This window comes from Paracoccus fistulariae, assembly GCF_028553785.1.
GTDB lineage: Bacteria > Pseudomonadota > Alphaproteobacteria > Rhodobacterales > Rhodobacteraceae > Paracoccus > Paracoccus fistulariae.
The window spans coordinates 655,050-671,095 of the sequence record NZ_CP067136.1 but is presented as its reverse complement, the minus strand read 5'-3'; the positions used below and the strand labels follow the sequence as shown (position 1 = coordinate 671,095).

14 protein-coding genes are annotated in these 16,046 nt (G+C 63.2%); 6 read left to right on the top strand and 8 right to left on the bottom strand.

What is annotated here, in order from left to right; translation table 11 throughout:
* Positions 1-21: 21 nt before the first annotated feature.
* The 4 genes from JHX87_RS03375 to JHX87_RS03360 all read right to left on the bottom strand — a co-directional run bounded on the left by JHX87_RS03375 (position 22) and on the right by JHX87_RS03360 (position 5,110).
* Positions 22-447 (bottom strand): BLUF domain-containing protein, encoded by a 426-nt coding sequence (locus JHX87_RS03375; protein ID WP_271882344.1) that lies wholly within the window; start codon positions 445-447, stop codon positions 22-24.
* Complete coding sequence (gene rpoD / locus JHX87_RS03370; protein WP_271882341.1) at positions 437-2,410, bottom strand: RNA polymerase sigma factor RpoD; 1,974 nt, start codon at positions 2,408-2,410, stop codon at positions 437-439. The genes JHX87_RS03375 and rpoD overlap by 11 nt, the downstream gene beginning before the upstream one ends.
* A 169-nt stretch (positions 2,411-2,579) precedes the next feature.
* Positions 2,580-4,454 (bottom strand): DNA primase, encoded by a 1,875-nt coding sequence (gene dnaG, locus JHX87_RS03365; RefSeq protein ID WP_271882340.1) that lies wholly within the window; start codon positions 4,452-4,454, stop codon positions 2,580-2,582.
* A 68-nt stretch (positions 4,455-4,522) separates the two neighbouring features.
* The gene (locus tag JHX87_RS03360) at positions 4,523-5,110 is read right to left on the bottom strand and encodes a TetR/AcrR family transcriptional regulator (RefSeq protein ID WP_271882338.1); all 588 of its coding nucleotides are present in this window, start codon (positions 5,108-5,110) and stop codon (positions 4,523-4,525) included.
* A 74-nt stretch (positions 5,111-5,184) separates the two neighbouring features.
* Here JHX87_RS03360 and JHX87_RS03355 point away from each other — a divergent pair, with 74 nt between their 5' ends.
* From JHX87_RS03355 to gluQRS, 5 genes are all read left to right on the top strand, one after another.
* Positions 5,185-5,451 (top strand): lipoprotein, encoded by a 267-nt coding sequence (locus JHX87_RS03355; protein WP_271882336.1) that lies wholly within the window; start codon positions 5,185-5,187, stop codon positions 5,449-5,451.
* Positions 5,452-5,507: 56 nt separating this feature from the next.
* On the top strand, positions 5,508-6,674 hold the full coding sequence (locus JHX87_RS03350; RefSeq protein ID WP_271882334.1) for an alpha-hydroxy acid oxidase: 1,167 nt from the start codon (positions 5,508-5,510) through the stop codon (positions 6,672-6,674).
* A gap of 107 nt (positions 6,675-6,781) precedes the next feature.
* Positions 6,782-7,429, top strand: coding sequence for a 50S ribosomal protein L25/general stress protein Ctc (locus tag JHX87_RS03345; RefSeq protein ID WP_271883450.1), 648 nt, complete (start codon positions 6,782-6,784; stop codon positions 7,427-7,429).
* A 100-nt stretch (positions 7,430-7,529) separates the two neighbouring features.
* Complete coding sequence (gene trmFO, locus JHX87_RS03340; RefSeq protein WP_271882332.1) at positions 7,530-8,867, top strand: methylenetetrahydrofolate--tRNA-(uracil(54)-C(5))-methyltransferase (FADH(2)-oxidizing) TrmFO; 1,338 nt, start codon at positions 7,530-7,532, stop codon at positions 8,865-8,867.
* Entirely contained in the window at positions 8,849-9,715 is an 867-nt protein-coding gene (gene gluQRS, locus JHX87_RS03335; protein WP_271882330.1) for a tRNA glutamyl-Q(34) synthetase GluQRS, read from the top strand. The genes trmFO and gluQRS overlap by 19 nt, the downstream gene beginning before the upstream one ends.
* Here gluQRS and hisI read toward each other — a convergent pair.
* Entirely contained in the window at positions 9,696-10,052 is a 357-nt protein-coding gene (hisI, locus tag JHX87_RS03330) for a phosphoribosyl-AMP cyclohydrolase (protein WP_271882328.1), read from the bottom strand. The genes gluQRS and hisI overlap by 20 nt on opposite strands.
* A gap of 61 nt (positions 10,053-10,113) precedes the next feature.
* On the opposite strand from hisI, the gene JHX87_RS03325 reads away from it, so the two are divergent.
* Entirely contained in the window at positions 10,114-10,557 is a 444-nt protein-coding gene (locus tag JHX87_RS03325) for an iron-sulfur cluster assembly scaffold protein (RefSeq protein ID WP_271882326.1), read from the top strand.
* 298 nt (positions 10,558-10,855) lie between these two features.
* Here JHX87_RS03325 and recG read toward each other — a convergent pair whose 3' ends face one another.
* From recG to ctrA, 3 genes are all read right to left on the bottom strand, one after another.
* Entirely contained in the window at positions 10,856-12,973 is a 2,118-nt protein-coding gene (recG, locus tag JHX87_RS03320; protein ID WP_271882324.1) for an ATP-dependent DNA helicase RecG, read from the bottom strand.
* Positions 12,949-15,159: an NAD-dependent DNA ligase LigA gene (ligA, locus tag JHX87_RS03315; RefSeq protein WP_271882322.1), complete on the bottom strand. Its 2,211-nt coding sequence runs from the start codon at positions 15,157-15,159 to the stop codon at positions 12,949-12,951. Before ligA ends, recG begins: the two co-directional genes overlap by 25 nt.
* 155 nt (positions 15,160-15,314) lie before the next feature.
* Complete coding sequence (gene ctrA / locus JHX87_RS03310) at positions 15,315-16,022, bottom strand: response regulator transcription factor CtrA (protein WP_271882321.1); 708 nt, start codon at positions 16,020-16,022, stop codon at positions 15,315-15,317.
* Between the last annotated feature and the right edge of the window lie 24 nt (positions 16,023-16,046).

Genomic DNA, 16,046 nt, shown 5'->3' with positions numbered 1-16,046 from the left:
AAACCTGCAAGCCCTGTCGGCCTAAACCTTCAGCGATGCCAGGAAGGTCACGACCCCGCCGATATATTCCTTGCGGTCGAAGGTCGAGATCTCGCTGCAGGCGAACCAATCCATCAGCGAGCCATTCTTGCGGTCGGAAAACCGCATGCGCCAGTCCTGAAAGCGGCGCACCTCAAGCGCGCCGACGCCAAGAACGGCGATGTCGCGGTGCCGCTCATCCTTGAGGATCAGGTCGATGATCTGCCGCAGCTGTTCCGCCGGGCCTTCGATCCATTGAAAGAACATCCCGTCTTCATAGTGAAGACAGCCCGTGACGAATTTTTCTTCGTTACGGGCCCGGGCCGAGATCAGGATGTCGTCGAGGTCTTCATCCCTGAGATGATCGACGGCCGAGCTGCGATAGATCACATAGGCCAGACCGTCGATATGGGTCAGTTCATTGGTCAAGGAAGGACCGCAGCTTCCGACTGCGTGACGGATGCTTCAATTTGCGCAGCGCCTTGGCCTCGATCTGACGGATCCGTTCGCGGGTGACGCTGAATTGCTGCCCCACCTCTTCCAGCGTGTGATCGGTATTCATGCCGATGCCAAAGCGCATCCGCAGAACACGTTCCTCACGCGGGGTCAGGCTGGCCAGAACGCGGGTCGTGGTTTCCTTGAGATTTTCCTGAATGGCGCTGTCCAGCGGCAGGACGGCATTCTTGTCCTCGATGAAATCGCCAAGCTGGCTGTCTTCCTCATCCCCGATGGGGGTTTCAAGGCTGATCGGCTCCTTGGCGATCTTCATCACCTTGCGAACCTTTTCCAGCGGCATCTGCAGCTTTTCGGCCAGTTCCTCGGGCGTCGGCTCGCGGCCGATTTCATGCAGCATCTGGCGGCCGGTCCGGACCAGCTTGTTGATCGTCTCGATCATATGGACCGGGATACGGATAGTGCGGGCCTGATCGGCGATCGAGCGGGTGATCGCCTGACGGATCCACCAGGTCGCATAGGTGCTGAACTTGTAGCCGCGGCGATATTCGAATTTATCCACGGCCTTCATCAGGCCGATATTGCCTTCCTGAATGAGATCAAGGAATTGCAGGCCGCGATTGGTGTATTTCTTGGCAATCGAGATCACCAGCCGCAGGTTCGCCTCGACCATTTCCTTCTTGGCCTGACGGGCTTCCTTTTCGCCGCGCTGGACCTGGCTGACGATGCGGCGGAATTCCTCGATATCGACGCCGACATATTGGCCGACCTGCGCCATTTCAGTGCGCAGAGTTTCGACCTTGTCGCGCGAACGGTCGAACAGCGCCTGCCAGCCGCGGCCGGAATTTTCCGACATGCGGTCAACCCAGCCGGGATCCAGTTCGCTGCCGCGATAGGCGTCGATGAATTCGCGACGGTTGATGCGCGCGGCATCGGCCAGCTTCACCATGCCGCTGTCGATGGTCACGATCCGGCGGTTGATGCCGTAAAGCTGATCGACCAGCGCCTCGATCCGGCTGTTGTTCAGGTGCAATTCGTTGACCAGCGCAACGATCTTGCTGCGCAGCTGCTGATAGGCGGTTTCCGCCGCGACCGAGAAGCTGCTATCCTCGTTCAGCGTGGCCGACATGCGCTGATCCTGCATATCGGCAAGCTGTTCGTAATCGTAGGCGATTTCTTCCAGCGTTTCCAGAACCTTGGGCTTCAGGCTGGCTTCCATCGCGGCCAGCGATAGATTGGCGCCCTCATCCTCGTCCTCGTCATCGTCGCTGCGCATCGGGTTGCCATCGGCATCCAGTTCCTCGCGCTTCTGCGTCGTGTCGGAACTGTCGGACTGGGTGGTCAGTTCCTCGTCATCCTCGCCTTCCTCATCCATCGACTGCCCGAAGGTCGTCTCTAGATCGATCACGTCGCGCAGCAGGATTTCCTCTTCCAGAAGTTCCTGATGCCACATGATGATGGCCTTGAAGGTCAGCGGGCTTTCGCACAGACCGGCGATCATGGTGTTGCGGCCGGCCTCGATCCGCTTGGCGATCGCGATTTCGCCTTCGCGTGACAACAGCTCGACGCTGCCCATCTCGCGCAGATACATGCGCACCGGATCGTCGGTGCGATCCAGCTTTTCGGTCTCGCTGGAGGCGATGGCCACCTCGCGAGAGCCAGAGCCGGTGGTGGCGACCGCGCCGCCCTCTTGTTCTTCCGCCTCGTCCTCGTCCTCGATGACATTGATGCCCATTTCGGACAGCATCGACATGACGTCCTCGATCTGCTCGCTGCCGACCTGATCGGGGGGCAGCACGGCGTTCAGCTGATCATAGGTGATATAGCCACGCTCACGCGCTTCGGCGATCATGCGTTTGACCGCAGCCTGGCTCATGTCCAGCGAATGCGCGTTGTCGTCTTTTTCCGTCTTGTCGGTCTCTTCGTCCTTCACGGCCATCGAAGGCTCCTTCTCGGTGCGGCGATTCGCGAATCAGACGAATCAGCGCAATTTTTCTGCTTTTTAACCTGCTCTGCCTACGAATAAAAAGACAGCATCACCCAATGATTTGCAACCTCACGAGCCGATTCGTCTGACCTGATTCGCGCAGTTTAGCGTTAACTTTCCGTCAACGTCGTGGCGGTTTGCGCCAGATCTCTTCGCTGAGCCATCCCGAAAGCTGTGCAGACAGCGCATCGCGATCCTCATTCAGATCGCCGCTGCTTTCCAATTCGGGACGTTCCGCCCGGTGACGCGCCCGCGCGATCTGTTGCATCCTCCAAGTCAGTCCTTCATCGGCCTCGCCCTGTATTTCCGCCTCGGCCCGGGCCAGTTCGGCCCCTGCGGCGCGCTGCGCCTCCAGTCGATCCAGAAGATTGTTCAGGATTGCGGCAACCGCGTCGGCATCCTGCGAAGAGATCACACTGGGAGTAAGGCCCAGATGGGCGTCGGCGCGCAGCGTTTCAAGGCCCCGTTGCCCGGCCGGGCTGTCGCTGTGGGACAAAAGATCGAACAGCAGCGCGGCCCGGTTTTCATCGCGCGGTGTCAGGCGTTCGATCCTGCCTTCGACCGCCGCGATCAGTTCCGGGCGCAGCGCACAGATCAGCAGGCTGGCGCCTTCCAGCAGATCCTCGCCCGGAAGGCTGCTGTCCATGGCGACGACGCGGGCGGCACCGGGTTTGCGCCCACCCTGCCCCGGCTTGCCCGGGCGTCGCCCGCCGCCCCCGAACAACGCCCATTTCTTCTGGCCCAACTCGCGGTCGTAATGGCGGCGCGTGGCCTCATCCGGGATCCTGCCGATGGCATCGGCCAGCCGCTTGTCCAGCGCGGCCTTGCGCTCGGGGCTGTCAAAGACCTGCCCCTCGATCTCGCGCGACCACAGCAGATCGACCAGCGGGCGGGCCCTGTCCAGCAGCGCGCCCATGGCCGCCGCACCCGAGGCTTTGATCAGATCGTCCGGATCCTGTCCGGCAGGCAGGATGACAAAGCGCAGCGCCTGCCCCGGCCCGGTCATCGGCAAGGCCAGGTCGATCAGCCGTTGCGCGGCCCGCTGCCCGGCGGCGTCACCATCCAGCGCAATGATCGGTTCGGGGCTGATGCGCCACATCAGCCGCAGCTGATCCTCGGTGATCGCCGTGCCCAGCGGCGCGACCGCCCCGTCAAAGCCCGCGCGGGCCAGCGCGATCACATCCATATAGCCTTCGGCCACGATCAGCGCCTTGCCCTTGGCCACGGCCGAACGCGCAGGCCCCATGTGATAGAGGTTGCGCCCCTTGTCGAAGAGCGGCGTTTCCGGGCTGTTGAGGTATTTCGCCCGCGCATTCGGATCCATAGCCCGGCCGCCAAAGCCGATGCAGCGCCCCTGCCCGTCGCGGATTGGAAAGATGATCCGACCCCGGAACCGGTCATAAACCTGCCCGCCGCCCTCGGGCCGGGCCGAGATGCCCGCCTCGACGATCAGGCCTTCATCGAAGCCCTTCTCGCGCAGCGCCTGACCAAGGGCGTAGCGCTGATCGGGGGCAAAGCCGATTTCGAACCGCTCTTCCGCGGCCTGATCCAGCCCGCGACGCGCCAGATAGTCGCGGGCTTCGGCGGCGGCGCCGGTCTGCAATTGCAGGCGGAACCAGCGGCAGGCGGCCTCTGTCACCTCGAACAGGCGGCTGCGGCGATCGCTGCGCTCGCGGGCACGCGGGTCGGGCTCGGGCATCTGCATGCCCGCTTCGGCCGCCAGCACCTTTACGGCTTCGATGAATTCAAGCCCGTCGGCCTCTTTCAGAAAGGTCAGCGCATCGCCTTTGGCATGGCAGCCGAAGCAATAGTAGAAGCCTTTCTGATCGTCGCAATGAAAGCTGGCCGATTTTTCCTGATGGAACGGGCATGGCGCCCACCAGTCGCCCTTGGCCTGATTGGACTTGCGCAGATCCCACACCACCTTGCGCCCGATCACACGGCTGATCGGGACGCGATTGCGCAATTCATCAAGGAAGCCGGGTGGCAGACTCATGGGGCGATTATCGGTTCGGGATCGGGTTGCGGCAAGCCCGCATTATGTGGCGGCGTCCGGCGCGCAGGTCAATTGGCACCGACCGCCCCACGGGCGAGCCCCCAATAGATATCGCCGATCCGCCCGCGATCAAGACGCCCGCCTTCGCGATACCAGTTCGTCACCCCGGTCAGCATCGCGATCAGCGCCAGCGCGGTCAGCTTCACATCCTGAAACTGCATCACCTTGGCCTTCAGCCCATCGCGCAAAATCGCCTCTAACGCGGCCTCGTAACGCCCGCGCAACTGCGCGATCCGCTGAAAATTCGCGGGCGTCAGGTTGCGCAGCTCCATATAGGACAGAAAGACGGCATCGGTATGATCAAGGCTGAAACCGATGTGATAGCGCACGAAAGCCTCCAGCCGGACCAGCGGATCGCGGGTCGGGTCATCCTGCCACGAGGACAGCGTCTCTTGCATATGGCTTTCCAGCAGATCGAACAGCAGGGCCTGCTTGTCGGGGATATAGGCGTAAAGCGCGCCGGCCTGCACGCCGACCTCGGCCGCGATCTGGCGCATCGAGACGGCGGCATAGCCCTGACGCGCGAACAGGCCCCGTGCCACATCGCGGATAAGCGGGCCGGTAACGTCTGATCGAGAGCCTTGGGTGCGTGCCATGCCCCTTCATAGACAGCCGTCCCGCCAGTTGAAAGCCCGTTGCTGTCGCCCGTGCTGCGCCGTAACCTGCGGGCATGAAACGCACCCTGTTCCCGATCTTCGGCCTTGTGACGCTGGCCGCCTGCAATCCGCAGGCGGACGCCTATCCCGACCTGCTGCCCACGGCGCAGATCCTGGCCGAACCCACGCTGCCCGATCACAGCGCCGAGGCCGTCGCATCCCCCGAAACCGTCGATGCGCAGGCGGGTGCCCGGGCCGATGCCCTGCGCCGTCGGGCCGAGGCATTGAAGAAACCCGTGATCGAGCCGTCGATCCGCGCAAGGATGCAGCAAAACCAGTGATTGCCATGTCGCAGCAAAAGCGGTAATGAAAACTTACCAATTATAGGGGAAGCCTTATGCCTGTCGTGACCTGCATCGAAGATCTCAAGCGCCTGCATAAGGCGCGCACCCCGAAGATGTTCTATGATTACGCTGAATCGGGCAGCTACACGGAACAGACCTTCCACGAAAATACGACGGATTTTTCCCAGATCAGATTGCGGCAGAAGGTTGCGGTCGACATGTCGAACCGCAGCACCGCGACCGATATCATCGGCATGCCCGCGGCCATGCCCGTGGCACTGGCGCCGGTCGGGCTGACCGGGATGCAACACGCAGATGGCGAAATTCTGGCGGCCCGCGCGGCACAGAAATTCGGCGTGCCCTTCTGTCTGTCCACCATGTCGATCTGTTCCATCGAGGACGTCGCCGAACATACCTCGGCGCCCTTCATGTTTCAGCTTTACGTGATGAAGGATCAGGATTTTCTGGCCGCGATCATCGAACGCGCCAAGGCCGCCAAATGCAGCGCGCTGGTGCTGACGCTGGACCTGCAGATCCTTGGCCAGAGGCACAAGGATCTGAAGAACGGCCTGTCCGCGCCACCGAAATTCACCCTGCCCACCCTGCTGGATCTGGCAACCCGCTGGCGATGGGGCATGGGCATGATGGGGACCAAGCGGCGCTTCTTTGGCAATATCGTCGGCCATGCCAAGGGCGTGGGCGACACCTCGTCCCTGTCAAGCTGGACGGCCGAGCAATTCGACGAGCGTCTGGATTGGGACAAGATCGCAAAGATCCGCGAAATGTGGGGCGGCAAGCTGATCCTGAAGGGGATTCTGGACCCGGAAGATGCCCAGATCGCCGCCGATTTCGGGGCGGATGCGATCATCGTCTCGAATCACGGCGGGCGGCAGCTGGATGGCGCGCTGTCCTCGATCCGGATGCTGCCCCATATCGTCGATGCCGTCGGCGATCAGGTCGAGATCCATATGGACAGCGGCATCCGCAGCGGTCAGGACGTCCTGAAGGCGCTGGCGCTTGGCGCGCATTCGACCTGGATCGGCCGCGCCTTCATCCACGGGCTTGGCGCGATGGGCGAGGAAGGCGTCAGCAAGGCGCTGGAGATCATCCACAAGGAACTGGACACGACCATGGCGCTTTGCGGCGAACGCAGGGTGCAGGATCTGGGTCGCCAGAATCTGCTGCTGCCCGAGGGTTTCCTGACCGAATACGGCGCGTGACCCGCAAATAACCCTTCACAAGCCGCCGATCCTGCGCTATAGGCCCGGCCTGCTGTCACGCACCCTTGGAGGGTGGCAGCACCAACCAAATTGATAGGAATGACATCATGGCCAAAGAGATCCCTGATCTGGTGGCCGAGGCACGCACGGGGACAGGCAAGGGGGCCGCCCGTCAAGCTCGCCGTGAAGGCAAGGTGCCCGGTATCGTATATGGCGACCACAAAGACCCGGTCGCTATTCAATTCGACTTCAACAAGCTGCTGACCACGCTGCGCGCCGGCCGCTTCATGTCCACGCTGTGGAACCTGAAGGTGGACGGTCAGGAAGACGTTCGCGTGATCTGCCGCGCGGTTCAGAAAGATGTCGTCAAGGACCTGCCGGTCCATATCGACTTCATGCGCCTGCGCCGCACCTCGAAGGTGAACCTGTTCATCCCGGTCGAATTCATCAATGAAGACAAGTGCCCCGGCCTGAAAAAGGGCGGCACGCTGGTGACGGTTCGCAACGAAGTCGAACTGATCGTGACCGCAGGCGACATCCCCAGCCAGATCACCGTCGATCTGGAAGGCCTGGAAGTTGGCGACAGCATTCACATTCAGGACGTCAAACTGCCGGCCGGCGCCAAGCCGACCATCGACCGCAACTTCGTGATCGCCAACCTGGCCGCCCCCTCGGCCCTGCGTTCCAGCGATGATGACGCAGGCGAGGCCGAGGCCGAAGCCGGTGATGCAGAAGAAGCAGCCGCCGAAGAGTGATCTTCCGGTCGCTGACCTGTTTCCGGGCGGTGCCATCGGCGCCGCCCTTTCCTTTTTCCGGGGGCTTTGCTAGCCCGAACCGCGATTGCAGGAGATGACGATGCAGCCCGTGAATATTATCGGTGCCGGCCTTGCCGGATCAGAGGCCGCCTGGCAGATCGCCCGCGCGGGTGTGCCCGTCGTGCTTCACGAAATGCGCCCGCAGGTCGAAACCTTCGCCCACAAGACCGGCAATTGCGCGGAAATGGTCTGCTCGAACTCTTTCCGCTCGGATGACGATGTGATGAATGCCGTCGGCCAGTTGCATTGGGAAATGCGCGCGGCCGGCGGGCTGATCATGGCCATGGCCGACCGCCACCGCCTGCCCGCGGGCGGCGCGCTGGCCGTTGACCGGGACGCTTTTGCCGAAGCGGTGACCGACGCGCTGCGGGCCGATCCCCTGATCGAGATCCGGTCGGCCGAGATCGACGATCTGCCCGAAGAGGGAAACTGGATCGTGGCAACCGGGCCGCTGACCTCGGACAAGCTGGCCACCGCGATCCGCCGCGTGACCGGCACGGATGCGCTGGCCTTTTTCGACGCCATCGCCCCGATCGTCCATGCCGACACCATCAATATGGACGTCGCCTGGGAACAAAGCCGCTATGACAAGGGCGAGACCGAGGCAGAGCGTCGCGCCTATATCAACTGCCCGATGACCCGTGATCAGTACGAGGCCTTCATCGACGCGCTTCTGGCCGCCGACAAGACCGAGTTCCACGAGGGCGAGACGGCCGGCTATTTCGACGGCTGCCTGCCCATCGAGGTCATGGCCGAGCGTGGCCGGGAAACCTTGCGCCACGGCCCGATGAAGCCGGTCGGCCTGACCAATGCGCATCGCCCCGAAGAAAAAGCCTATGCGGTGGTTCAGCTTCGCCGCGATAACGCCTTGGGCACGCTGTATAATATCGTCGGCTTTCAGACCAAGATGAAATATGGCGCCCAGACCGAGGTGTTCCGCATGATCCCCGGGCTTGAACATGCGGGCTTCGCGCGTCTGGGCGGGATCCATCGCAATTCCTTCCTGAACTCGCCAACGCTTCTGGATGATCGCATGCGCCTGCGGCCCCGGCCCAATCTGCGCTTTGCCGGGCAGGTCACCGGGGTCGAAGGCTATGTCGAAAGCGCGGCCATGGGACTGCTGGCGGGACGCATGGCCGCGGCGCAGGCCAAGGGGCAGGATCTGGCCCCGCCGCCCTTCACCACGGCCATGGGCGCGCTGGTCAACCACATCACCGGCGGGGCCGAGGCCAAGACCTTCCAGCCGATGAACGTGAATTTCGGCCTGTTCCCGCCGCTGGATCAGATGCGCGGTGGCAGGCGCGGGCGCAAGGATCGTTATCCGGCCTATACGCAGCGCGCCAAGGACGATTTTTCGGCATGGCTGGCCGCGCAATAAGGCGCACGCGCTTCGCGCCATCGCCCACGGGGCTGCTGCATCTGGGCCATGCCTATGCGGCGCTTGTGGCCGCCGAACAGGCCGATCCGGGCGCGTTTCTGCTGCGGATCGAGGATATCGATCGCGAGCGCTGTCGCCCCGATTACGAGGCCGCGATCCATGAGGATCTGCACTGGCTGGGTCTGGACTGGACACAACCGGCGCTGCGCCAATCGGACCGGATGCCCGCCTATCAGGACGCGCTGCGGCGTCTGGAACCGCTTTGCTATCCCTGCCGCTGCCGTCGCGGCGATATCCGCACGGCCCTCTCTGCGCCGCAAGAGGGCGCGTTGCCCGCAGGCCCCGACGGGCTGATCTACCCCGGCACCTGCCGCCATCGTTCCATGACCGATCTGGGCGCCGATGACGTGATCCGCCTGGACGCGCGCCGCGCTTTTGATGCGATTGGCGTGGCGCAACTGGAATTCCGGGATGAGATCATCCTGCCCGGTCAGCCGCACAGGATCAGCAGGGACGAATTTCTGGACGGCATCGGCGATGTCATTCTGTCGCGGCGGGGCATGGGAACATCCTATCATCTGGCTGTGGTGGTGGATGATTCCGCACAAGGGATTTCACTCGTGACGCGCGGAAAAGATTTATTTGATTCAACGTGGATACACGTCATTCTTCAGAAACTGCTGCAGCTGCCGACGCCGCTCTATCACCACCACCGCCTGATCCGCGACGATGCTGGCAAGCGTCTGGCCAAACGCGACGATGCCCGCGCCCTCCGCCATTACCGTCAGGACGGCGCCACACCCGCCGACATCCGGCAGATGCTGGGTTTCAGGCCATCGGATCCATGATCTCGACCTCTTCGCCCTCGCGGATCGCGGTATAGAAGCAACTGCGCCGGTTGGTGTGGCAGGCCGGACCCGTCTGCCGCAGCAGCACCAGAAGCGCGTCCCCATCGCAATCCACGCGCATCTCGACCAGTTCCTGGATGTGACCCGAACTCTCGCCCTTGATCCAGAAGGATTGCCGCGACCGCGACCAATAGGTGACGCGCCCGGTCGCCAGCGTGCGGGCCACCGCCTCGGCATTCATCCAGGCCATCATCAGCACCTCAGCCGTCTCGGCATCCTGCGCGATGGCCGGGATCAGCCCCCTGGCGTCATAGGTCAGTCTGGCCGGATCAAACATCGGGTTTCCTTTCTGGTTCCGGCTTCCTATCTAGGGGGAAGCGGTGACGGGGAAAAGGCCGATGTCAGACAGCGATATGATGCAGCTTTATTCGCGCCGAATTCTGGCGCTGACGACCACCATCCCCCATCAGGGCCGGTTAGAGGTGTTTGACGGAACGGCGATGCGCCGCTCGCCCCAATGCGGTTCCTCGGTGACGGTGTTCCTGACGCAGAGGGACGGGCGCATCACCGATTTCGCGCAAGAAATCCGGGCCTGCGCGCTTGGGCAGGCCTCGGCCTCGGTCCTGGGCAGTGCGGTGATCGGGCGCAGCCGGAACGAGATCGCGGAAACCCGCGACAGGCTGCACGCAATGTTGAAGCAGGCGGGCGATCCCCCTGCCGCCCCCTTTGCCGAACTGGAAAGCCTGATGCCCGCGCGCGACTATCCGAACCGGCATGCCTCGATCCTGCTGGCATGGGATGCCACGCTGGAGGCGCTGGATCAGGCCAACGGCAGCGCATGAAAAAACCGGCCCGCAAAGGGGCCGGTCAAGTTGCGCGTGCAGGGGACAAGATCGGCGCACAGGCGTGGCGCCGTCAGAAAGCAACGCGGGGCAGAGAGACAATCGAAGGCAATCAGGCTTGCAGAATGGCGGGCAGCCACAGCACGATCCCCGTGGTAAGGGCCAAAGCGGTAACACCCAGCAGATCAGCGATAAATTCACGGGACATCATGGCAACTCCTGTCTGTTGCTACTTTGTTCTCACTTTCCTAACCATAAGTAAAGAACTTTTTGAGAACATTTATGCTGCCCCGTTCCGTCAGCCGACAGATATCAGCCTAATGGCTTGATCTTGCTTCATAAACCACATCAGCGACCGCAGCGCGCGGCCGCGTGGACCAGCAAGATCCGGGTCGCTTTCCAGCAGCGCGCGCGCGTCCTGCCGGGCGGTCGCCATCAGCCCGGCCTGATGTTCCAGATCGCCGATTCGAAAACGCGGCAGACCCGATTGCGCCGTGCCGATCACATCGCCCGCGCCGCGCATCTCCATATCCACCTCGGCGATCCGAAAACCATCCTCGGTGTCGCGCAATGTGGTCAGCCGTTTCGCCCCCGTCTCGCCCAGCGGCGCGTGATACATCAGAACGCAGGTCGAGGCGCCCTGCCCCCGGCCCACGCGCCCGCGCAGCTGGTGCAGCTGCGCCAGCCCGAAACTTTCGGCGCGCTCGATCACCATGATCGTGGCCTCGGGCACGTCCACGCCGACCTCGATCACCGTTGTCGCGACAAGGATCTGCGCCCGGCCCTGCGCGAAATCAGCCATGGCCGCATCGCGCGCATCGGCGGCCATCTGGCCGTGAACCAGCCGCACCCGTTCGCCGAATTGCGCGCGCAGGGCCTGAAACCGGGCCTCGGCGGCGGTCAGGTCGCTGACCTCGCTTTCCTCGACCAGCGGACAGACCCAATAGGCGCGCGCGCCCTGTTCGATCACCTTGCGCAGTCGGGCGGTCACCTCATCCAGCCGCTGATCGCTGATCATCACTGTCGTGATCGGCTGGCGTCCCGGCGGCTTTTCATCCAGCACCGACAGGTCCAGATCGCCATATTGCGTCAGCGCCAGCGATCGCGGTATCGGCGTGGCGGTCATGATCAGCATATCGGGCGGGATCTGACCCTTGGCCGACAGTTCCAGCCGCTGCGCCACGCCAAAGCGGTGCTGTTCGTCGATAATCGCCAGCCGAAGGTCGTGAAACTGCACGTCCTTCTGAAACACCGCATGGGTGCCGACCAGAATGTCGATCCGGCCCGCTGCCAGATCCTCAAGGATCTGCTGCCGTCCCTCGCCCTTGTCGCGACCCGTCAATGCGGCCAGCCGCACATTCGCCGCCCGCGCCAGCGGTTCCAGCGCGCGGGCATGCTGCCGGGCCAGAATTTCGGTCGGCGCCATCAGCACCGCCTGCCCCCCCGCCTCGACCGCGATCAGCGCCGAGAGCATCGCCACCAGCGTCTTGCCCGAGCCGACATCGCCCTGCAACAGCCGGTTCATGCGGCGTTCGCTGGCCATATCCGCCGCGATTTCGGCCACGGCGCGTTGCTGCGCCCCGGTCGCGGGCCAGGGCAGGCTGTCCAGTATCGTCTGACGCAGCCGCCCGTCGCCGACGCTGGCCCGCCCGCGCTTGCGCCGCCGATCGCGGCGCACGAGGGCCAGCGTCATCTGATGGGCCAGAAATTCATCATAGGCCAGCCGCGCCCGCGCGGGACTATCCGGCGACAGATCCTTCGCGGCCTTGGGCGCATGCGCGACGCGCAGCGCTTCGTGAAAGGACGGCCAGCCCCTTTGGACCAGCAATTGGGGATCAATCCATTCGTCCAGCACGGGCAGGCGTTCCATCGCGGCCTCGACGGCCCTGCCCATCATCTTCTGCGTCAGACCCGCGCTCAGCGGATAGACCGGTTCGAAACTGGCGGGCAATGGGTCGTCCGGGGTCAGGATATGGTCCGGATGCACCATCTGCGCCAGCCCGTCGAACAGTTCCAGCTTGCCGCTGACCACGCGCCGGGCGCCGGTGGGCAATTGCTTTTCGATCCAGTCCTTGCGCGGATGGAAAAACACCAGCGTCAGATCATTCACGCCATCGCTGCAATGCACCCGCCACGGCCTGCCGCGCGAGGTCGGCGGATGATGCCGGCCCACGGTCACGGAAATGGTCACGGTTTCGGGCGGTTGCGCCTCGGTCAGGCGGTCGATGCGGCGGCGCGTCACGCCGCTGGCAGGCAGGGTCATCACCAGATCGCGCGGTGTCTCGATCCCCATCTGGGCCAGCGCGGCGCGGCCTTTGGGGCCGATCCCCGGCAGGGTGTCGATCCCCGCAAAAAGCGGAAACAGCGCCGGAGGACGGCCCTGCGGTGCCGTCATTGTCCCGCGATCCGCAGCCATTCATCCTCGTCAATGACGGCAATGCCCAGTTCCGCCGCCTTCCTGGCCTTGGAGCCCGCCCCTGGTCCGGCGATCAGCAGATCGGTCTTGGCGCTGACAGATCCCGCAACCTTGGCGCCCATCGTCTCGGCCCGGGCCTTGGCCTCGGCGCGGGACATCTTCTCCAGCGTGCCGGTAAAGACCAGCGTCTTGCCGCTGATTTCGCTGTCGGACTGCGCCGGGCTGTCATCGCTCTGAATATCAAGCTGCTGCACCAGCCGGTCGATGCCCTCGCGCTCGGCCGGCTGAGCGAAGGTGGTGATCAGCGATTGCACCAGAACCGCGCCGACCCCGTCAATCCCGGTCAGTTCCGACCAGTTCGGGCTTTCGGCCAGAACAGCACGGCGGGCCTTGTCATCCTCTGCCGTGAAGGCAGGTTCGCGGGCCGCTGCATCGATGGCATCGACCAGCGCCTGCCAACTGCCGAAATGCCGTGCCAGCGTGGCCGAGGCGACCTCGCCCACATGGCGGATGCCAAGCGCGAAGATCAGCCGTTTCAGTTCGACCTGCCGCGCCTCATCAATCGCCGCGAACAGCTTCTGGGCCGAGCGTTCGCCGAAACCATCGCGGTTCTTCAGCTTGGTCAGGTTGGCGGCGTCGCGCTGTTGCAGGGTGAAGATATCGGCGGGCTCGCGGATCGGCAGGGTCTTGTCGGCAAAGAACATCTCGATCTGCCGGGCGCCCAGACCGTCGATGTCAAAGGCTGCGCGTCCGACGAAATGCTTCAGCTTTTCAACGGCCTGCGCGGGACAGATCATCCCGCCTGTACAGCGGCGCACCGAATCGCCCGGCTCGCGGATCGCATCCGAGCCGCATTCAGGACAGGTCGTTGGAAAATCATAGGGCGCGCTGGTTTCGGGTCGGCGGGACAGATCGACATCGGCGATCTTCGGGATCACGTCGCCCGCGCGATAGATCTGCACCCAATCCCCCTCGCGGATGTCGCGGCCTTCGCGGATCTGCTGACCATGGCTGTCGCGGCCCTGAATGTAATCCTCGTTATGCAGGGTCGCGTTCGAGACGACGACGCCGCCGACCGTCACCGGCTCCAGCCGCGCCACGGGGGACAGCGCTCCGGTGCGGCCGACCTGTATCTCGATCCGCTGCAACCGGGTCCATGCGGTTTCCGCCGGGAATTTATGCGCCAGCGCCCAACGCGGGGTGGTCGCGCGAAAGCCCAGCCTTGCCTGATAGGACAGATCGTTCACCTTGTAGACGACCCCGTCGATATCATAGCCCAGCGTCGCGCGCTGCTGTTCGATCTGGCGCCAGGCCTCGACCATCTGCGCCGCGTCATCGCAAAGCGTGGTCAGCGGGTTGGTCTGAAAGCCAAGTTCGGCCAGCCGCTCGACCGCCTGCATCTGCGTCGCGGCCAGAGGCGCGGATAATTCGCCCCAGCTATAGGCAAAAAAGCGCAGCGGGCGTGCGGCGGTGATCCGTGGGTCCAACTGGCGCAAGGACCCCGCCGCGGCATTGCGCGGATTGGCGAAGACCCGGCCACTGTCGGAGGCGTTCAGCGCTTCGAAATCCTGATGGGTCATGTAGACCTCACCCCGAACCTCCAGAATCTCGGGCACGTCGCCGGTCAGTTGCTGGGGGATATCGTCTATGGTGCGGGCATTGGCGGTCACGTTTTCGCCCACGCTGCCATCGCCGCGTGTCGCCGCCTGCATCAGCTTGCCGGATTCGTAGCGCAGCGACAGGGACAGCCCGTCGATCTTCGGCTCGGCGGTGAAATTCAGCGGTGCCTCGGCGGCCAAGCCAAGGAAACTTCGGATGCGGGCGGTGAAATCGGTCACATCCTCTTCCGAAAAGGCATTGGCCAGCGACATCATCCGCTGCGCATGTTCGATCTTACCAAAACCTTCGGCCAGCGCGCCGCCGACTTTGCGAGTCGGGCTGTCCGGGCTGGCGAGTTGCGGGAACGCCTGCTCAAGCTGCTGCAGGCGCGATTTCATCGCATCGTAATCGGCATCCGAAATGTCAGGCGCGTCATTGGTGTGATAAGCCTCATTGGCCTGAGACAGCCGCAGCGACAGATCCGCGATTTCATCGGCGGCCTGCCGTTCGGTCAGCGCATCGGTCCCGGCACCATCACCGGTCGCTGTTTCCTGCCATGCCCCGGATTCGTCGTCACTGCGCGCCATTCACGTCTTCCCTGCCTGTCCTTCGGGCAATCTATACGACGTCCGGTCCTGATTTTGACAGAGGGCAGCGCCAGAAAATCGCCCGTAACGGTCCCATTGAAATGCAAACGAACCGAGGGTGAAAACCCCCGGCTCGCCTGGCAAAGGCAGGTCGGTTAGGCCCCTATAGCCAACCTGCCCTCATTCTGGCTGGGCTCACGCAGAACATAGCCGCGTCCCCAGACCGTTTCGATATAGCTGTCGCCGCCCAGGGCTTCCGACAGCTTTTTCCGAAGTTTACAGATGAAAACATCGATAATCTTCAGCTCAGGTTCATCCATACCACCATAGAGGTGATTCAAGAACATTTCTTTTGTCAGCGTGGTGCCTTTTCGCAAACTCAGCAATTCCAGGATCTGATATTCCTTGCCGGTCAGGTTGACCGGCGCGCCCCGGACTTCGACCGTGCGTGCATCCAGATTGACCACGATATCACCGGTCTGGATAATCGCATGGCTATGCCCTTTCGAGCGGCGGATGATCGCCTGAATGCGGGCCTGCAGCTCTTCCCGGTTGAAGGGCTTGGTCATATAGTCGTCAGCCCCGAAGCCAAAGCCTTTCAGCTTGCTTTCCGTATCGTCCGATCCCGTCAGGATCAGGATCGGCGTATTCACCCGGGCCATGCGCAGGTGGCGCAGCACCTCCATCCCGTGCATGTCAGGCAGATCCAGATCCAGCAGGATCAGATCATAGTCATACAGCTTGGCCAGATCGATGCCCTCTTCACCCATATCGGTGCGAAAGACGTTGAAACTTGCCGCCGACAGCATCAGCTCGATCGCGCGCGCCGTGCCTGGGTCATCCTCTACCAGAAGAATTCGCATATTTGGTTCTGTCCCCGATTCACC

Coding starts and splice junctions, on each gene's coding strand:
- rpoD (WP_271882341.1), bottom strand. CDS start 2,410: ATGGCCGTGAAGGACGAAGAGACCGACAAGACGGAAAAAGACGACAAC.
- dnaG (WP_271882340.1), bottom strand. CDS start 4,454: ATGAGTCTGCCACCCGGCTTCCTTGATGAATTGCGCAATCGCGTCCCG.
- JHX87_RS03360 (WP_271882338.1), bottom strand. CDS start 5,110: ATGGCACGCACCCAAGGCTCTCGATCAGACGTTACCGGCCCGCTTATC.
- JHX87_RS03355 (WP_271882336.1), top strand. CDS start 5,185: ATGAAACGCACCCTGTTCCCGATCTTCGGCCTTGTGACGCTGGCCGCC.
- JHX87_RS03350 (WP_271882334.1), top strand. CDS start 5,508: ATGCCTGTCGTGACCTGCATCGAAGATCTCAAGCGCCTGCATAAGGCG.
- JHX87_RS03345 (WP_271883450.1), top strand. CDS start 6,782: ATGGCCAAAGAGATCCCTGATCTGGTGGCCGAGGCACGCACGGGGACA.
- trmFO (WP_271882332.1), top strand. CDS start 7,530: ATGCAGCCCGTGAATATTATCGGTGCCGGCCTTGCCGGATCAGAGGCC.
- gluQRS (WP_271882330.1), top strand. CDS start 8,849: ATGGCTGGCCGCGCAATAAGGCGCACGCGCTTCGCGCCATCGCCCACG.
- hisI (WP_271882328.1), bottom strand. CDS start 10,052: ATGTTTGATCCGGCCAGACTGACCTATGACGCCAGGGGGCTGATCCCG.
- JHX87_RS03325 (WP_271882326.1), top strand. CDS start 10,114: ATGTCAGACAGCGATATGATGCAGCTTTATTCGCGCCGAATTCTGGCG.
- recG (WP_271882324.1), bottom strand. CDS start 12,973: ATGGCTGCGGATCGCGGGACAATGACGGCACCGCAGGGCCGTCCTCCG.
- ligA (WP_271882322.1), bottom strand. CDS start 15,159: ATGGCGCGCAGTGACGACGAATCCGGGGCATGGCAGGAAACAGCGACC.
- ctrA (WP_271882321.1), bottom strand. CDS start 16,022: ATGCGAATTCTTCTGGTAGAGGATGACCCAGGCACGGCGCGCGCGATC.